This window comes from Streptomyces harbinensis, assembly GCF_900116145.1.
Classification (GTDB): domain Bacteria; phylum Actinomycetota; class Actinomycetes; order Streptomycetales; family Streptomycetaceae; genus Streptomyces; species Streptomyces carpaticus.
Window position 1 is genome coordinate 413193 of the sequence record NZ_FPAB01000002.1, and the last position, 15851, is coordinate 429043.

The 15851-nt window shown below is 72.5% G+C and carries 17 protein-coding genes and 3 tRNA genes; 14 read left to right on the top strand and 6 right to left on the bottom strand.

Features of this window, described 5'->3' with window-relative positions; translation table 11 throughout:
• Positions 1 to 69: 69 nt before the first annotated feature.
• Positions 70 to 140: transfer RNA gene (locus BM385_RS06115), tRNA-Cys, on the bottom strand.
• Positions 141 to 162: 22 nt separating this feature from the next.
• Positions 163 to 235, bottom strand: a tRNA-Gly gene (locus BM385_RS06120).
• Between the two features lie 114 nt (positions 236 to 349).
• Here BM385_RS06120 and BM385_RS06125 point away from each other — a divergent pair.
• From BM385_RS06125 to BM385_RS06135, 3 genes are read left to right on the top strand one after another with little or no spacing between them, the layout of a single operon-like run.
• A complete protein-coding gene (locus BM385_RS06125; RefSeq protein ID WP_093842395.1) occupies positions 350 to 1426 on the top strand; it encodes a chorismate-binding protein in 1077 nt (358 codons plus the stop codon).
• Entirely contained in the window at positions 1401 to 2228 is an 828-nt protein-coding gene (locus BM385_RS06130; RefSeq protein WP_019434800.1) for an aminotransferase class IV, read from the top strand. The genes BM385_RS06125 and BM385_RS06130 overlap by 26 nt, the downstream gene beginning before the upstream one ends.
• A gap of 8 nt (positions 2229 to 2236) precedes the next feature.
• Positions 2237 to 3079 carry a GNAT family N-acetyltransferase gene (locus BM385_RS06135; RefSeq protein ID WP_019434799.1) on the top strand — a complete coding sequence of 281 codons (843 nt, stop codon included), beginning with the start codon at positions 2237 to 2239 and terminating at the stop codon, positions 3077 to 3079.
• A 36-nt stretch (positions 3080 to 3115) separates the two neighbouring features.
• Here the strand turns inward: BM385_RS06135 and BM385_RS06140 are convergent, their stop codons facing one another.
• Positions 3116 to 3625: a DsbA family protein gene (locus tag BM385_RS06140; protein ID WP_019434798.1), complete on the bottom strand. Its 510-nt coding sequence runs from the start codon at positions 3623 to 3625 to the stop codon at positions 3116 to 3118.
• Positions 3626 to 3735: 110 nt separating this feature from the next.
• Between BM385_RS06140 and BM385_RS06145 the strand changes: the two genes are divergently transcribed.
• A complete protein-coding gene (locus tag BM385_RS06145; protein ID WP_019434797.1) occupies positions 3736 to 4137 on the top strand; it encodes a hypothetical protein in 402 nt (133 codons plus the stop codon).
• 85 nt (positions 4138 to 4222) lie between these two features.
• On the top strand, positions 4223 to 4435 hold the full coding sequence (locus BM385_RS06150; RefSeq protein ID WP_093842396.1) for a hypothetical protein: 213 nt from the start codon (positions 4223 to 4225) through the stop codon (positions 4433 to 4435).
• Positions 4436 to 4459: 24 nt separating this feature from the next.
• Here the strand turns inward: BM385_RS06150 and BM385_RS06155 are convergent, their stop codons facing one another.
• Positions 4460 to 5032 (bottom strand): CGNR zinc finger domain-containing protein, encoded by a 573-nt coding sequence (locus BM385_RS06155; RefSeq protein ID WP_093842397.1) that lies wholly within the window; start codon positions 5030 to 5032, stop codon positions 4460 to 4462.
• Between the two features lie 192 nt (positions 5033 to 5224).
• Positions 5225 to 5638 (bottom strand): SsgA family sporulation/cell division regulator, encoded by a 414-nt coding sequence (locus BM385_RS06160; protein WP_019434794.1) that lies wholly within the window; start codon positions 5636 to 5638, stop codon positions 5225 to 5227.
• Positions 5639 to 5972: 334 nt separating this feature from the next.
• On the opposite strand from BM385_RS06160, the gene BM385_RS06165 reads away from it, so the two are divergent.
• From BM385_RS06165 to BM385_RS06175, 3 genes are all read left to right on the top strand, one after another.
• Positions 5973 to 6044 (top strand) — tRNA-Val (locus BM385_RS06165).
• Positions 6045 to 6265: 221 nt separating this feature from the next.
• Entirely contained in the window at positions 6266 to 8191 is a 1926-nt protein-coding gene (gene thrS, locus BM385_RS06170; RefSeq protein WP_175542925.1) for a threonine--tRNA ligase, read from the top strand.
• A gap of 62 nt (positions 8192 to 8253) precedes the next feature.
• Complete coding sequence (locus tag BM385_RS06175; protein ID WP_019434792.1) at positions 8254 to 8817, top strand: HIT family protein; 564 nt, start codon at positions 8254 to 8256, stop codon at positions 8815 to 8817.
• Between the two features lie 48 nt (positions 8818 to 8865).
• Here BM385_RS06175 and BM385_RS06180 read toward each other — a convergent pair whose 3' ends face one another.
• Positions 8866 to 10542 (bottom strand): AbeC-like domain-containing protein, encoded by a 1677-nt coding sequence (locus tag BM385_RS06180; RefSeq protein WP_019434791.1) that lies wholly within the window; start codon positions 10540 to 10542, stop codon positions 8866 to 8868.
• A 231-nt stretch (positions 10543 to 10773) separates the two neighbouring features.
• On the opposite strand from BM385_RS06180, the gene pgsA reads away from it, so the two are divergent.
• The 6 genes from pgsA to pdxT all read left to right on the top strand — a co-directional run bounded on the left by pgsA (position 10774) and on the right by pdxT (position 15844).
• A complete protein-coding gene (pgsA, locus tag BM385_RS06185; protein ID WP_019434790.1) occupies positions 10774 to 11436 on the top strand; it encodes a phosphatidylinositol phosphate synthase in 663 nt (220 codons plus the stop codon).
• The gene (locus BM385_RS06190) at positions 11433 to 12365 is read left to right on the top strand and encodes a phosphatidylinositol mannoside acyltransferase (protein WP_093842399.1); all 933 of its coding nucleotides are present in this window, start codon (positions 11433 to 11435) and stop codon (positions 12363 to 12365) included. Before pgsA ends, BM385_RS06190 begins: the two co-directional genes overlap by 4 nt.
• Complete coding sequence (locus BM385_RS06195) at positions 12362 to 13558, top strand: glycosyltransferase family 4 protein (protein ID WP_093842400.1); 1197 nt, start codon at positions 12362 to 12364, stop codon at positions 13556 to 13558. The genes BM385_RS06190 and BM385_RS06195 overlap by 4 nt, the downstream gene beginning before the upstream one ends.
• 45 nt (positions 13559 to 13603) lie before the next feature.
• A complete protein-coding gene (locus BM385_RS06200) occupies positions 13604 to 14152 on the top strand; it encodes a LemA family protein (RefSeq protein ID WP_019434787.1) in 549 nt (182 codons plus the stop codon).
• Positions 14153 to 14304: 152 nt separating this feature from the next.
• Entirely contained in the window at positions 14305 to 15219 is a 915-nt protein-coding gene (pdxS, locus tag BM385_RS06205) for a pyridoxal 5'-phosphate synthase lyase subunit PdxS (RefSeq protein ID WP_093842401.1), read from the top strand.
• A 7-nt stretch (positions 15220 to 15226) separates the two neighbouring features.
• The gene (gene pdxT / locus BM385_RS06210; RefSeq protein WP_093842402.1) at positions 15227 to 15844 is read left to right on the top strand and encodes a pyridoxal 5'-phosphate synthase glutaminase subunit PdxT; all 618 of its coding nucleotides are present in this window, start codon (positions 15227 to 15229) and stop codon (positions 15842 to 15844) included.
• Positions 15845 to 15851: the final 7 nt, after the last annotated feature.

A 15851-nucleotide genomic window follows, 5' to 3' on the forward strand; every position in this document is an offset into this window, starting at 1 on the left:
CGATACTGGGATTGAACCAGTGACCTCTTCCGTGTCAGGGAAGCGCTCTCCCGCTGAGCTAATCGTCCGAGGTGGAGACGGGATTTGAACCCGTGTAGACGGCTTTGCAGGCCGTTGCCTCGCCTCTCGGCCACTCCACCGGAGGGGGCCAGGCCCCCTTCGAGCGGACGACGAGACTCGAACTCGCGACATCCACCTTGGCAAGGTGGTGCTCTACCAACTGAGCTACGTCCGCAGTGTGTATCGCCACCCGGTCGCTTGCGCTCCCCGGTGACGTCATGAACTCTAGCGGATCCGCGGGCCAGCTCAAACTCGGTACGCCCCGTATCCCCGCTCTACACTCGCACATGTGCACGACTTCGCTCCGCTTGCCCGGCTCGGCGGGTATCTGGCCACCGACCTGCTGGATGTCACCAGCGACCCCGCCGCGCTCGACTCCGGCGGCTGGTGGGCGGTGGTCGCCGACTACGAGGGCGGCCTGCTGTGCGCCCGGTTCGGCCGGGTGCGGCTCGCAACCGGCCCCGCCGCCGGTACCGGCCGCTGGCGCGGCCCGGACCCGGACGGCTGGCACAGCTCCCTGGACCGCGACGCCTACACCGCCGCCGTCCGCCGCATCCGTGCGCACATCGCGGCCGGCGAGGTCTACCAGGCCAACCTCTGCCGCGTCCTCACCGCACCGCTGCCCGACCCCGCCGCCTGCGACATCGACGCCCTCACCGTCCTGCTGGCCCGCGGCAACCCCGCCCCGTACGCCGGCACCGTACGGCTGCCCGCCCACGGCGTGGAGATCGCCACCGCCTCCCCCGAGCTGTACCTGCGCCGCCACGGCCGCACCGTCGAGTCCGGGCCCATCAAGGGAACCGGACGCACCGCCGCCGACCTGCTGCCCAAGGACCACGCCGAGAACGTGATGATCGTCGACCTGGTCCGCAACGACCTCGGCCGGGTCTGCGCCACCGGCAGCGTCACCGTCCCCGAGCTGTGCGTCACCGAGCCGCACCCCGGGCTCGTCCACCTCGTCTCCACCGTGCGCGGCGAACTCGCCCCCGGCGCCGGCTGGGGCCCGCTGCTGGCCGCCACCTTCCCGCCCGGCTCCGTCACCGGCGCCCCCAAGGCCAGCGCCCTGCGAATCATCGAGAGCCTGGAGCGCGCCCCCCGCGGCCCCTACTGCGGCGGCATCGGCTGGGTCGACGCCGACCGCGGCACCGGCGAGCTGGCGGTGGGCATCCGCACCTTCTGGACCGACCGCACCACCGGCCGCCCGCTGCTGCGCTTCGGCACCGGCGCCGGCATCACCTGGGGATCCGACCCGGACCGCGAATGGGCGGAGACCGAACTCAAGGCCGAACGCCTGCTCACGGTAGCGTCGGGCACCACGCACGAGACAGGAGAACGACACCATGGCGCTGATCTGGCTGGACGGTGAGCTGCGGGACGCCGACAGTGCGAAGGTCTCCGTCTTCGACCACGGACTCACGGTCGGCGACGGGGTCTTCGAGACGCTGAAGACCGAGAACGGCCGCCCCTTCGCGATGAGCCGCCACCTCGACCGGCTCGCGACCTCGGCCGCCGGCCTCGGCCTGCCCGCACCCGACCGCGACACGGTGCGCCGGGCCTGCGAGGCGGTCATGGCGAACACCGAACCGGTGCCCTTCGGCCGGCTGCGCATCACCTACACCGGCGGTCGCTCCCCGCTGGCCTCCGACCGCGGCGACGCGCCGCCCACCCTGATGATCGCCCACGCCCCCACCCCGCGCCGGCCCGACACCACCGCCGTCATCACCGTCCCCTGGACCCGCAACGAACGCGGCGCGCTGGCCGGGCTCAAGTCCACCTCCTACGCCGAGAACGTCATCGCGCTGGCCCGCGCCCACCAGCAGGCCGCCTCCGAGGCGCTGTTCGCCAACACCACCGGCGCGCTGTGCGAGGGCACCGGCACCAATGTCTTCGTGGTCCTCGACGGCGAGCTGCACACCCCGCCGCTGGCCGCCGGCTGCCTGGCCGGGATCACCCGCGCCCTGGTCATCGAGTGGAGCGGCGCCAAGGAGACCGAACTGCCGATGGACGTGCTCCACCGCGCCGACGAGGTCTTCCTCACCTCCTCCACCCGCGACGTCCAGGCCGTGCGCCGCGTCGACGACCGCGAACTGCCCGGCGCCCCGGGGCCGGTGACCACCGAGGCCCTGCGCGTCTTCCGGGCCCGGTCCGCCGCCGACATCGACCCCTGAGGAGCGCGATGACCACCACCGTGCGCCCCACCGGGCCCGAGGAACCGCTCGACCGGGGCGGGCGGAGCCGCGCCTTCGACATACGCGACAACTCCCGCCCCGTCGGCGCCCTGCGGCTGACCCGCGTCCCGGGGTACGGACCCGGCACCGGCCGGATCGAGGAGCTGGAGATCGCGCCGGAGGACCGGCGGCGCGGCCGGGCCACGGTGGCCGCCCTGGCGGCCGAGGAGATCCTGCGCGGCTGGGGCTGCGCCCGGGTGGAGGCGGACGTACCGGCCGAAGCCACCGCCGCCCGGGGCCTGTTCACCGCGCTCGGCTACACCGGACGCAGCCACTGGCTGACCCAGCGGCTGCCGGCACCGGGGCCCGGCCTGCCGGAGGGCAGCGTCGTGCGCCCGATGGGGGAGCGGGATTACGCGCGGTGGCGGGCGGCCGAGCGGGCCCGGCTCGCCGCCGGGCGGCGGGAGCAGGGGGCGGACCCGGCGGAGGCCGAGGCGCACGCCGACGCGGTGCTCGGCGCGCAACTGCCCGCCGGGCACCGCACCGAGGGGATGGCGCTGCGGGTGCTCAGCCACCACGGCTCGGACGTCGGCACGCTGTGGCTCGCGCTGGCCCCGGGCCGGCTGCCGTACGGCACGGACGGCTATGTGTTCCACGTCGAGGTGGCCGCGGAGCACCGGGGCCGCGGCCATGGCCGGACGCTGCTGGGGGAGGCCGGGCGGCTCACCCGGGCCGCGGGCGGCACGCGGCTGGGGCTGAGCGTGGACGCGGACAACGCCGCGGCCCGCCGGCTCTACGACGGGCTCGGTTACCGGCCGGTGGCCGAGCGGCTGGGCAAGTCGCTGCGCTGAGTGCCCGGGAGCCCGGGCCGCGGGGCCGACCGGGGCTCAGGCGGTGGCCGGCTCGGCCTCGACGATGGCGATGATCCGCTCCAGCAGCCCGTCCTGGCTCTGCCCGCCGTCGAGCCGCTGCCCGGCGATCACATAGCTGGGGGTGCCGCGCACCCCCAGTGCCTGGCCCTCGGCCTGGTCGGCGTCCACCGCCAGCAGATGGCGGCCGTCGATGAGCGCGGTCGCGATCTCCTCCGGGTCCACGCCGGTGGCCTCGGCCACCTCGGCGAGCACCGGCTCGCCCCGGTCGCGCAGCTCGGCGGTGCGCTCCAGCAGCGCCTCGCAGTACGCCTCGCCCCGGCCCTGCGCGTACGCCTCCTCGGCGGCCTGGGCGGCGGCGAGCGCGTGCTGGTGGTTGGCGAGGGGGAAGTGCCGGCGCCGGATCTCCAGCCGGTCGCCGAAGCGGGCGCGCAGGGCCCGCAGATCGCTCTCGGCGCGGTGACAGTCGGGGCACTGGAGGTCGCACCACACGTCGAGCACGACGGTGCGGCCGGTTGCTTCGCTCATGCCGCCCAGTCTCCCAGCCGGGCGGGCGTTCCCGGCCGCCACCCCGATTTGTCCCTGATCCCACCGCTCGCGCCTTGGCCTCCCGGAGCCGGGCCAGGCAGGATGGAGGAATGCTGATAGGGACTTTCTGCGCGCTGCTGTCCGCCGCCGGCCTGGGGGTGGCCTTCCTGGTGGCCAAGCGCCGCCGTTACGCGACCGCGCTGCGGGTGGCCGCCTTCGCGCTGCTGCCGGTGGGGCTCGCCATGACGGGTGTGGTCCGCTTCGTGCTCAACATGACCTTCAACCCGCTGGCCTGGGCGGGCCTGGGCGTGGTGGGGCTGGCGGTGCTGCTCTTCCTGAGCGCCGGCCTGGCGGACGGCCGCCGGGGCGGGGGCCGGGGCCGGGCGGCGGCCGAGCCCGCGGCACCGGCGGCGCTCCCGGCCAAGCGCGGCGGTGGCGCGCCCGCGGCCGGTGCGGGCGGCGCGGACGACTTCTCGGACATCGAGGCCATCCTGAAGAAGCACGGCATATGACCGGCCCCTCGAAATAGCGAATCCCCGCTCAGATGAGGTGTGTTGAGCGCGGCGAGGCCCGCGGCTGGGTCATGATCGCCGCGACATGGCGCACTTCACCGGGGAGCAGCACGCTCCCGAGACCCCGATGCGGCCCGAGCCGGCCGCGCATCCCGTTCCCGTTCCCGTACCCGACCCCGGTGCCCCGGAGGCCAGGGGCTGTCTGTTCGCACTCTCCCAGCCCCCGCTGATCCTGTTCCTCACCGTGATCGGGACGCTGCTGCTCATCGCGGGGGTGCATGACCGCTTCTGGCTGTAGACGGCGCGCCCCCGCCGGGGCGGATCAGCCGGTGTGGGCGGCCGAGCGCCGCTGCCGGGCCCGGTAGGCGGCCACATGGAGCCGGTTCCCACAGGTCCGGCTGTCGCAGTAGCGGCGTGAGCGGTTGCGGGACAGATCCACGAAGGCGCGCCGGCAGTCCGGCGCGTCGCAGCGTCGCAGCCGCTCCCGCTCCCCGGCGACCAGGAAGAAGGCCAGGGCCATACCGCAGTCCGCCGACAGATGGTCGGCGATCGAGGCGCCCGGGGCGAAGTAGTGGACGTGCCAGTCGTGGCCGTCGTGATCGGTGAGCTGCGGGGTGGTGCCGGCCTCCGCGACCATCGCGTTGATCAGCTCGGCGGCCTCCCGGTCGCTCTCGGCGGCGAACAGCCGGGCGAAGAGCTCCCGGGTGGCGCGCATGTCCGCCACGTCCTGCTCTCCGAGCGCCCCCACCTGGACCCCGCTGAGATTGTGGCTCTCGACGAAGGCGCGCAGCTGCTCGACCGTGGTCATTCCGTCGGGGGAGCCGTCGCCGAGGGAGGTGTTCAGCAGGTCCACGGTCGCGGAGAGCGCGCATCGGGTGTCGTGACTGATCAGCAAACCGGCTCCCGGTGCGGTCAGGGTCGGTGGCCGCCCGCCCTCCGGGCGGATGGCGCTCCTTTGACGACAGACCCTAGCCGCTCCGGCACACGACAGCGCCGCCGCGTGTTCCGCGACGGCGCTGTGCGCTGTGTCGGCGCCGGTCCCGCGCCGTCGCCCCGAGTCGGACGGTGCGGAGAACCGGCGGGTCCGTCAGCTCTCGGCCAGGATGTGCGAGAGCTCGGTGTCGAGGTCGAAATGCCGGTGCTCGGTGCCGGGCGGCACCGCGGCGTCGGTGCGCTTCAGGAAGGTTTCCAGGGCGCGGGCGGGTGCCTCCAGCAGTGCTTCGCCCTCCGGGGAACTGAGTGCGATGCACACGACGCCCTGTCCGTGACTCCGGGAGGGCCACACCCGGACGTCTCCGGTGCCGGTGGGCCGGTGCAGCCCCTCGGCGAGGAGATCGCGGGCGAAAACCCATTCGACGGTTTCTTCGGCTCCGGTGTGGAATGTGGCGTGTACGGCGTAGGGGTCCGCCGTGTCATACCGCAGCCCCGCGGGTACAGGCAGTGAAGACTCGCTCGATACAACGAGGCGCAGGTGCAGCTCGCAGCTGACCGTGGTGTTCATAAGCGCCAGGGCCTTTCGCTCAGTGTGCGCTCGGGGATTCGCACGTCGGCGAATTCGACATGCCACGTACGCGCCGGTTGTAAACCCCTCTGTCCTATTTGCGATGCTTGACATCATTCGAATGGTCGAGTGCCATTTTGTGCCCAGTCGACTACAGAGGGCACCACCGATGTCAACGCGTACTCCGCCATCCGGTGACGCCCCCCGCGGCGGCCGGTGCGACCCGCCCGGGGTGAGCGGCCGGGCCCCGGCCGGGAGTTCATTTGGTTCTGAGCCGCTGACCTGTGTATGGTTCTTCTCGTGCCGAGGGGAACAGCCCCGAAGCACCAGCCCAGGGCGATTAGCTCAGCGGGAGAGCGCTTCGTTCACACCGAAGAGGTCACTGGTTCGATCCCAGTATCGCCCACGCCCTGGGAAGGCCGGTCCGTCAAGGACCGGCCTTCTTGCGTTGGTTGGCCCGGCCACCGGCTGCCCCGCCCGCCACCGTTTCGCGGCCGGGCCGCGCCGCTCGGTACCATGCGAAACCGCAGCGAGCGCTGCGCAGCGAGCAGCCGCCAACGTCAGGAGAGACCGGTGTCAGACGTCCGTGTGATCATCCAACGCGATTCCGAGCGGGAAGAGCGCGTGGTGACCACGGGCACCACGGCCGCCGCGCTCTTCGAGGGCCAGCGCTCCATCGTGGCCGCCCGGATCGGCGGTGAGCTGCGCGATCTCACCCATCCGCTCGCCGACGGCGACGAGATCGAGCCGGTCGAGCTCGGCTCCCCCGACGGTCTGGACATCCTGCGGCACTCCACCGCCCACGTCCTCGCCCAGGCCGTGCAGGACCTGTTCCCCGAGGCCAAGCTCGGGATCGGCCCGCCCATCAAGGACGGCTTCTACTACGACTTCGACGTCGAGCAGCCGTTCCACCCCGAGGATCTGAGCCGCATCGAGAAGCGCATGCAGCAGATCCAGAAGCAGGGCCAGCGCTTCGCCCGCCGGGTCGTCACCGACGACGAGGCGCGCGCCGAACTCGCCGCCGAGCCCTACAAGATCGAGCTGATCGGCCTCAAGGGCTCCGCCGCCGACGCCGCCGAAGGAGCCTCCGCCGAGGTCGGCGCGGGCGAGCTGACGATCTACGACAACCTCGACCCCAAGACCGGCGACCTGTGCTGGAAGGACCTGTGCCGGGGCCCGCACCTGCCCAGCACCCGGCTCATCCCGGCCTTCAAGCTCATGCGCTCGGCCGCCGCCTACTGGCGCGGCAGCGAGCGCAACCCGCAGCTCCAGCGCATCTACGGCACCGCTTGGCCCACCAAGGACGAGCTCAAGGCCCACCTGGAGTTCCTGGCCGAGGCCGAGAAGCGCGATCACCGGCGGCTCGGCGCCGAGCTCGACCTCTTCTCCATCCCGGAGGAACTGGGCTCCGGGCTCGCCGTCTTCCACCCCAAGGGCGGCGTCATCCGCAAGGTGATGGAGGACTACTCGCGGCGCCGGCACGAGGAAGCCGCGTACGAGTTCGTCAACACCCCGCACATCACCAAGGCCAAGCTGTTCGAGACCTCCGGGCACCTCCCGAACTACGCCGAGTCGATGTTCCCGCCCATGGAATTCGAGGGGCAGGACTATTACCTCAAGGCCATGAACTGCCCGATGCACAATCTGATCTTCCGGGCCCGCGGGCGGTCCTACCGGGAATTGCCGCTGCGGCTGTTCGAGTTCGGCACGGTGTACCGATTCGAAAAGTCCGGAGTGGTGCACGGGCTCACCCGCGCCCGGGGATTCACCCAGGACGATTCCCACATTTACTGCACCACCGAGCAGATGCCGGATGAACTCGACAATCTGCTCACTTTCGTGCTGAATCTGCTGCGCGACTACGGCCTCAACGACTTCTATCTGGAACTCTCCACCCGGGACGACTCCGACAAGTTCATCGGGGAGCCCGAGGAGTGGGAGGAAGCCACCGAGACGCTCCGCCAGGCCGCCGGCAAGCAGGGCCTCGAACTGGTCATGGACCCGGGCGGCGCCGCCTACTACGGCCCCAAGATCTCCGTCCAGGCCAAGGACGCCATCGGCCGGACCTGGCAGATGTCCACCATCCAGGTCGACTTCCAGCAGCCCAAGCGCTTCAATCTCGAATACACCGCCGCCGACGGCTCCCGGCAGCGGCCGGTCATGATCCACCGGGCGCTGTTCGGCTCCATCGAGCGTTTCTTCGCCGTCCTGCTGGAGCACTACGCGGGCGTCTTCCCGCCGTGGCTGGCCCCCGTCCAGGCGATCGGCATCCCGGTGGGCGACTCCCACACCCCCTACCTGGAGGAGTTCGCCGCCGAGGCCAAGGGGCACGGACTGCGCTTCGAGGTCGACTCCTCGTCCGACCGGATGCAGAAGAAGATCCGCAACGCCCAGAAGGCCAAGATCCCCTTCATGGTGATCGCCGGGGACGACGACGTCGCCCACGGCGCGGTCAGCTTCCGCTACCGCGACGGCTCCCAGAAGAACGGCATCCCGCGCGCCGAGGCGCTGCGCGAGATCGCCGAGGCCGTCGCCACCCGCGCCCAGGTCTGACCAGCGCGGCCCCCACCGGCCGGCCGAGGGCGCCCCCGCCCGCCGGCCGGCCGGCGGGGCCTATGCTGGCCGCCATGAACAGCGAGCCGGAGCAGCAGATCGGGGTGGGAACGCCGGACGCGTTCCAGCGACTGTGGACCCCCCACCGGATGGCCTACATCCAGGGCGAGGGCAAGCCCCACGGGGACGGCGCGGACGACGGCTGTCCGTTCTGCGTCATCCCCGGCAAGAGCGACGAGGACGGGCTGGTCATCGCCCGCGGCGAGCAGGTGTACGCCGTCCTCAACCTCTACCCGTACAACGGCGGCCATCTGCTCGTGGTGCCCTACCGCCACGTCGCCGACTACACGGAGCTGACCGAGGCCGAGACCGCCGAACTCGCCCTGCTCACCAAGCGCGCGATGACCGCGATCCGCACCGCCTCCGGCGCGCACGGCTTCAACATCGGGATGAACCAGGGCACCGCCGCCGGCGCCGGCATCGCCCCGCACCTGCACCAGCACGTGGTGCCCCGCTGGGGCGGCGACGCCAACTTCATGCCGGTGGTCGGCCACACCAAGGTGCTGCCCCAACTGCTCGCCGACACCCGGCGGATGCTCGCCGCCGCCTGGCCCGCCGGCGACTGACCGCGGCCCGGCCCCGTCCTGCGGTACGGGGCCGGACGGGGGCGCGCCTCACATGTTGTACTCGTCGGCCTTCCGGGGCTCCGCCGCCTGCACCGCGCCGCCGAGCGCCTGGGAGCGGCCCTCGAACTTGCTGATGTCCACGCCGTTCTCCTCCAGCACCTTGAACGCCGCCGCGTGCGCCACCCGCAGCACCGGGGTGGCCGCGCGCAGCGCGTCGTCCGCCATGAAGCGGTGCCGCCACGGCTTGCCCGCCCAGGTGTGCCGCAGCCCGAACGGCTCGGGCAGCGCGATCGTGCCGCCGTAGGCGTCCAGTTTGGCCGGGAACCAGGTCAGCGGGGCGCGGGCGGCGAGGCGGACCACCTCCTTGGCGTCCACCAGCGGCAGCGGCACCTTCTTCATCTTCCAGAACTTGACCGGATCGCGGATCTCCTTGGTCTTCCCCGCGGGACCCTGCCGGAAGAACCCGTGGATCGGCCCCAGCGCGTGCCCGGTCACCTCGATCCGCAGCGTGTGGTGCAGCACGGTGACCGAGATCATCATGCTGAGCACCAGCTCGCCGTCCCAGAGCACGAACTGCACCCCGACGTAGTGCCGGTCACCGCTGTCGAACTGCTGCTCGTTGCAGATCCGCTGCACCTCGATGTTGCCGATGCTGTACGAGTCGGCGGTGTCGCCGCTGGGCCGGCTGATCTCCCCGGCCCCCTCGCCGACATGGCGCACGATCCAGTGCTTGATCGACGGGGTGGGGAAGCCCCCGGTGTGCAGCGGGCCGCGCTCCAGCATCCGCAGCTGGTCGTGGATGGCGCGCGCCACGTCCCAGGCCCGGAACGGGTCGATCTCCCGCGTCGGGTCCTTGGGCACCAGCTCCTCGGCCAGCTGCCAGCTGCCCCAGCGCACCCCCATGCCGAGAATGCCCTGGGGGCCCGCGTAGTGCACGATGTTGCTGTGCTGCTCGGCGGCCAGCTTGGCGAGCCCGACCCGCAGCCGCTCGGCCTCCTTGTCGTTCGGGTTCTGCGGCACGGCCTCCGGGATCATGGCCCCGGAGCCGCCGCCGCCCGCCAGATCCGCCCAGTGCGCGCGCAGGTTCTTCGCGGTGCGCTCGGAGATCTGCTTGGCCCAGTACCAGCCGATGATGGGCGCCGGCAGCATGCTCCACACGTACAGCCGGATCGGCCCGCCCAGCGGCACCCGGATCACCAGCAGCGCGATCAGCGCCGCGATCGCCACCAGGGTCAGGGTGCCCAGGAACCCCGCCTGCCGGCCCTGCGAGCCGGCGAAGGTGCGGCGCAGCTGGAAGAGCCCGAGCCATATCAGCACGCCCGGCAGGAACAGCACGCCGAAGATCCCCATGATCAGGGTCAGCCGGCGGTCGCGCTGCTTGCGGATGCGCTTGGCGGACAGCGCGTGCTCCACCACCGTCTGCGGGTCGGCCCCGAAGGACTGCACCAGCGGCTTGCGGCCGTCGGCCAGCATCCGGGTTTCCACGGCACGGGTGAACGCCTCGCCCAGATTGGGCTCCAGCAGGGTGAACTTGCCCTTCTTCACCGAGGCCGCGTCGTTCGGCTCCTTGATGGCCTCGGGAGGATCGTCGCGGTAGGCGACCGAGGCCAGCGCCTGGCTCATCCCCGAGTGGCCGGTGCCCGCGCCGGACAGCGGCACCTGGGCCCCCGGCCCGAAGTCGAAATCAATGCCCGCCGCGTTGCGCAGATCGTCCAGCGCCGACATCCCGAACCCCCAGTCCTCGCTCCAGCCGCCCGGGTGGCCCGTTCCCCGTCGTGAGGACCGGCACACCTGCGCGCCGGGGCCAGCCTAGCGGCGGCGGCCCGTCCGCCGGGGCCACGACGGCGATTTGCGGCCCAACCGGACGCGGGGCCCTTGACACCCGGCGGCGTGACTACGATGGGGCGGCCGGTGGCCGTCCGTCCATCCGGCCCGTCAGCGACCCCTGGGAAGGTCATGCTCAACAAGTACGCGCGTGCGTTCTTCACGCGTGTCCTCACGCCGTTCGCCGCGCTGCTGCTGCGGCTGCGGGTCAGTCCGGACGCGGTGACCTGCGTCGGTACCGCCGGGGTGATGGCGGGAGCACTGGCCTTCTACCCGCGCGGCGAGTTCTTCTGGGGCACCGTCGTCATCACGCTGTTCGTCTTCTCCGATCTGATCGACGGCAACATGGCCCGCCAGCTGGGCACCTCCAGCCGGTGGGGCGCGTTCCTCGACTCCACCCTGGACCGGGTCGCCGACGCCGCGATCTTCTCCGCGATCGCCCTGTGGTACGCGGGCAGCGGCGACGACCTGCTGCTGTGCGCGGTGACCCTGGTCTGTCTCGCCAGCGGCCAGGTCGTCTCGTACACCAAGGCCAGGGGCGAGAGCATCGGGCTGCCGGTCAAGGTCAACGGCCTGGTGGAGCGCGCCGAACGGCTGACCATCACCCTGGTGCTGGCCGGCCTCGCCGGCTTCGAGCGGACCTTCTCCGTCCCGCACATCGGGGTGCTGCTGCCCATCGCCCTGTGGGTGGTCGCGCTCGGCTCGCTGGTCACCATCGTGCAGCGGGTGATCACCGTGCGCCGCGAGGCGGCCGAGGCCGACGCGGCGGACGCCGCACGGAACGGAGCGGCATGAGACAACGGCTGAGCGACGCGCTGTACGGCCTGGGCTGGGCCACGGTCAAACGGCTGCCCGAGCCGGCCGCCATGGCCCTGGGCCGCCGGATCGCCGACACCGCCTGGCGCCGCCGGGGCCCGGCGGTGCGCCGTCTGGAGGCCAACTACGCGCGTGTGGTCCCGGACGCCTCCCCGGCGCGGCTGCGCGCGCTGTCCCGGGCCGGGATGCGCTCCTACCTGCGGTACTGGATCGAGTCCTTCCGGCTGCCGGTGTGGGACGAGGCCCGCATAAGGAACTGCTTCCACGTGGCCGACTTCCACCTGGTCAAGGAAACCCTCGCCCAGGGACGCGGCGTGGTGCTCGCCCTGCCGCACTCCGGCAACTGGGACGTGGCCGGCGCCTGGCTGGTGACCGAGCTGCGGATACCGCTGACCACGGTCGCCGAGCGGCTCAAGCCGGAGACGCTCTACGACCGCTTCGTCGCCTACCGCGAGGGTCTGGGCATGGAGGTGGTGCCGCACACCGGCGGCTCGGCCTTCGGGATACTGTCCCGCCGGCTGCGCAAGGGCGGGGTGGTGGCGCTGGTGGCCGACCGCGATCTGTCCGCCTCCGGGGTGGAGGTCACCTTCTTCGGCGAGCCCACCCGGATGCCGGCCGGCCCGGCGCTGCTCGCCCAGCAGACCGGGGCCGTGCTGTTCCCGGTCGAGCTGTGGTACGACGAGACCACGGTGATAAAGGGCCGCGTGCACCCCGCTGTCGAACCACCCGCCGAGGGCACCCGGGCCGAGAAGACCGCCGCCATGACCCAGCAGCTGGCCGACTCCTTCGCCGCCGGCATCGCCCGGCACCCGCACGACTGGCACATGCTCCAGCGGCTGTGGCTGTCCGACCTCGAACCGCGCCCCGGTGAGCCGGGCGCCGCACCCCGCAAGGAGCGCGCGGCATGAGAATCGGCATCGTCTGCCCCTACTCCTGGGACGTGCCCGGCGGGGTGCAGTTCCACATCCGCGATCTGGCCGAGCACCTGATCCGCCAGGGCCACGAGGTGTCCGTCCTGGCCCCCGCCGACGAGGACACCGCGCTGCCCCCGTACGCGGTGGCCGCGGGACGCGCCATCCCGGTGCCGTACAACGGCTCGGTCGCCCGGCTCAACTTCGGCTTCCTGTCCGCCGCCCGGGTGCGGCGCTGGGTCCACGACGGTGACTTCGACGTGCTGCACGTCCACGAACCGGCCGCGCCCTCGCTCGCGCTGCTCACCTGCTGGGCCGCCAAGGGCCCGATCGTGGCCACCTTCCACACCTCCAACCCGCGCTCGCGGGCGATGGCCACGGCCTATCCGATCCTCCAGCCGGCCCTGGAGAAGATCAGCGCCCGGATCGCGGTCAGCGAGTACGCCCGCCGCACCCTGGTCGAGCACCTGGGCGGCGACGCCGTGGTGATCCCGAACGGCGTGGACGTCGGGTTCTTCGCCGACGCCGAGCCCAAGGCCGAGTGGCAGGGGCAGACGATCGGCTTCATCGGCCGGATCGACGAGCCGCGCAAGGGACTCCCGGTCCTGATGCGGGCCCTGCCGCGGATCCTGGCCGAGCGGCCGGACACCCGGCTGCTGGTGGCCGGGCGCGGCGACGAGAAGGAGGCGGTGGCCTCACTGCCCGACGCGATGCGCGGGCGGGTGGAGTTCCTCGGCATGATCAGCGACGAGGACAAGGCCCGGCTGCTGCGCAGCGTGGACGTGTACATCGCGCCCAACACCGGCGGTGAGAGCTTCGGCATCATCCTGGTGGAGGCGCTCTCCGCCGGGGCTCCGGTGCTGGCCAGCGACCTGGACGCGTTCGCCCAGGTGCTGGACGGCGGCGCGGCCGGTGAGCTGTTCCCGAACGAGGACGCGGACGCCCTGGCCGCCGCCACCGTGGCGCTGCTGGACGATCCGGAGCGGCGCGCGGGGCTGCGCGCGTACGGCAGCCGGCACGTGCGGCGCTTCGACTGGTCCACGGTGGGCAACGACATCCTGGCCGTCTACGAGACGGTCACCGCGGGGGCCGGGGCGGTGGCCCCGGACGACCGGGTGGGCCTGCTGGGCCGGCTCGGGCTGAGCCGCGAGCCCCGGGAGGCGAAGGAGCCGAAGGGCGCCGGGGAGTAGTCCCCTCGGGGGATGGCACGCGGTGGCCCGATAGGGTGACCGACCGTGACCCTTCTCAGTTGGCCCCTGTGGATCGCCGTCGCGCTGGTGCTGATCGGCGTGTATCTCAGCTGGACGGCGGGGCGGCTCGACCGGCTGCACGCCCGGATCGACGCGGCCCGGGCCGCCCTGGACGCCCAGCTGCTGCGCCGCGCCTCCGTCGCGCAGGAGCTGGCGACCTCCGGCATCTTCGATCCGGCCGCCTCCATGGTGCTCAACCAGGCGGCGCACGCCGCGCGGCAGGCGGAGGACGAGCACCGTGAGGTCGCCGAGAGCGAGCTGAGTCAGGCGCTGCGGGCGGTGCTGGGGGAGAGCGCCCAGGTCGAGGCGGTGCGCGAGGCCCCCGGGGGCGAGGACATCGCGCGGGAGCTGGTGGCCGCGGTGCGCCGGGTCCCGATGGCCCGGCGGTTCCACAACGACGCGGTACGGGCGGCCCGGGCGCTGCGCCGGCACCGTACCGTGCGCTGGTTCCGGCTGGCCGGGCACGCACCGTTCCCGCTGGCCTTCGAGATGGACGACGAGCCGCCCGCCGCGCTGTCCGCGGCAGGCCACTGAGCGCGAATTGGCCCTTGCCGCCGCGGGAGCCGGCGGGTGTCATCGCATGCGGCGGCCCGGTCGGCCGCCGGGGCACGGGCCATGCGTGGTCGGCGCCCGCCCGGGCCTACCATGGTCATGTCGCACTATTAACTGCCGAGTGAGGTCAATTCGTGTCCAGCACGTCCCCCAGCACCCCTCAGACTCCCGAGACCGGCACCGCCCGCGTCAAGCGCGGCATGGCCGAGCAGCTCAAGGGCGGCGTGATCATGGACGTCGTCACCCCCGAGCAGGCCAAGATCGCCGAGGACGCCGGCGCCGTCGCCGTCATGGCCCTGGAGCGGGTCCCGGCCGACATCCGCAAGGACGGCGGCGTGGCCCGCATGTCCGACCCCGACATGATCGACGGCATCATCGAGGCCGTCTCCATCCCCGTGATGGCCAAGTCCCGCATCGGCCACCTGGTGGAGGCCCAGGTCCTCCAGGCGCTGGGCGTGGACTACATCGACGAGTCCGAGGTGCTGACCCCGGCCGACGAGGTCAACCACACCGACAAGTGGTCCTTCACCACGCCCTTCGTCTGCGGCGCCACCAACCTGGGCGAGGCCCTGCGCCGGATCGCCGAGGGCGCCGCCATGATCCGCTCCAAGGGCGAGGCCGGCACCGGCAACGTCGTCGAGGCGGTCCGCCACATGCGGCAGATCAAGGGCGACATCGGCCGGCTGCGCGCCCTGGACAACCACGAGCTGTACGCCGCCGCCAAGGAGCTGCGCGCCCCGTACGAGCTGGTCCGCGAGGTCGCCGAGCTGGGCAAGCTCCCCGTGGTGCTGTTCTCCGCCGGTGGCGTCGCCACCCCCGCCGACGCCGCGCTGATGCGCCAGCTGGGCGCCGAGGGCGTCTTCGTCGGCTCCGGCATCTTCAAGTCCGGCGACCCGGCGCAGCGCGCCGCCGCCATCGTCAAGGCCACCACCTTCTACGACGACCCCAAGGTCATCGCGGAGGTCTCCCGCGGCCTGGGCGAGGCCATGGTCGGCATCAACATCGACACCCTGCCCGACACCGAGCGCTACGCAGGGCGTGGCTGGTAATCCCGCGATGACTGCGACATCCTCCCCGAGCACGCCCGCCGCCCCGGTGGTGGGCGTGCTCGCCCTCCAGGGCGACGTCCGCGAGCACCTGGCCGCGCTCACCGGCGTCGGCGCCGAGGCCCGCCCCGTGCGCCGCCCGGAAGAACTCGAGGGCGTGCACGGCCTGGTCCTGCCCGGCGGTGAGTCCACCACCATCTCCAAGCTGGCCACCGCCTTCGGCCTGCTGGAGCCGCTGCGCGCCCGGGTACGGGACGGACTGCCCGTCTACGGCTCCTGCGCCGGCATGATCATGCTCGCGGACAAGATCCTCGACCCGCGCTCCGGCCAGGAGACCATCGGCGGCATCGACATGATCGTGCGGCGCAACGCCTTCGGCCGGCAGAACGAGTCCTTCGAGGCCGCCGTCGAGCTCGACGGGGTGAGCGGCGGCCCGGTGCACGGCGTGTTCATCCGGGCGCCCTGGGTGGAGTCGCTGGGCGCGGGCGTCACCGCGCTCGCCCGCCACGAGGGGCATCCGGTCGCCGTCCGGCAGGGAAACCTGCTGGCCACGGCGTTCCATCCGGAGCTGACCGGCGATCACCGGGTGCACGCGCTGTTCACCGAGATGGTGCGGCGGGCGGATTGAGCCACGG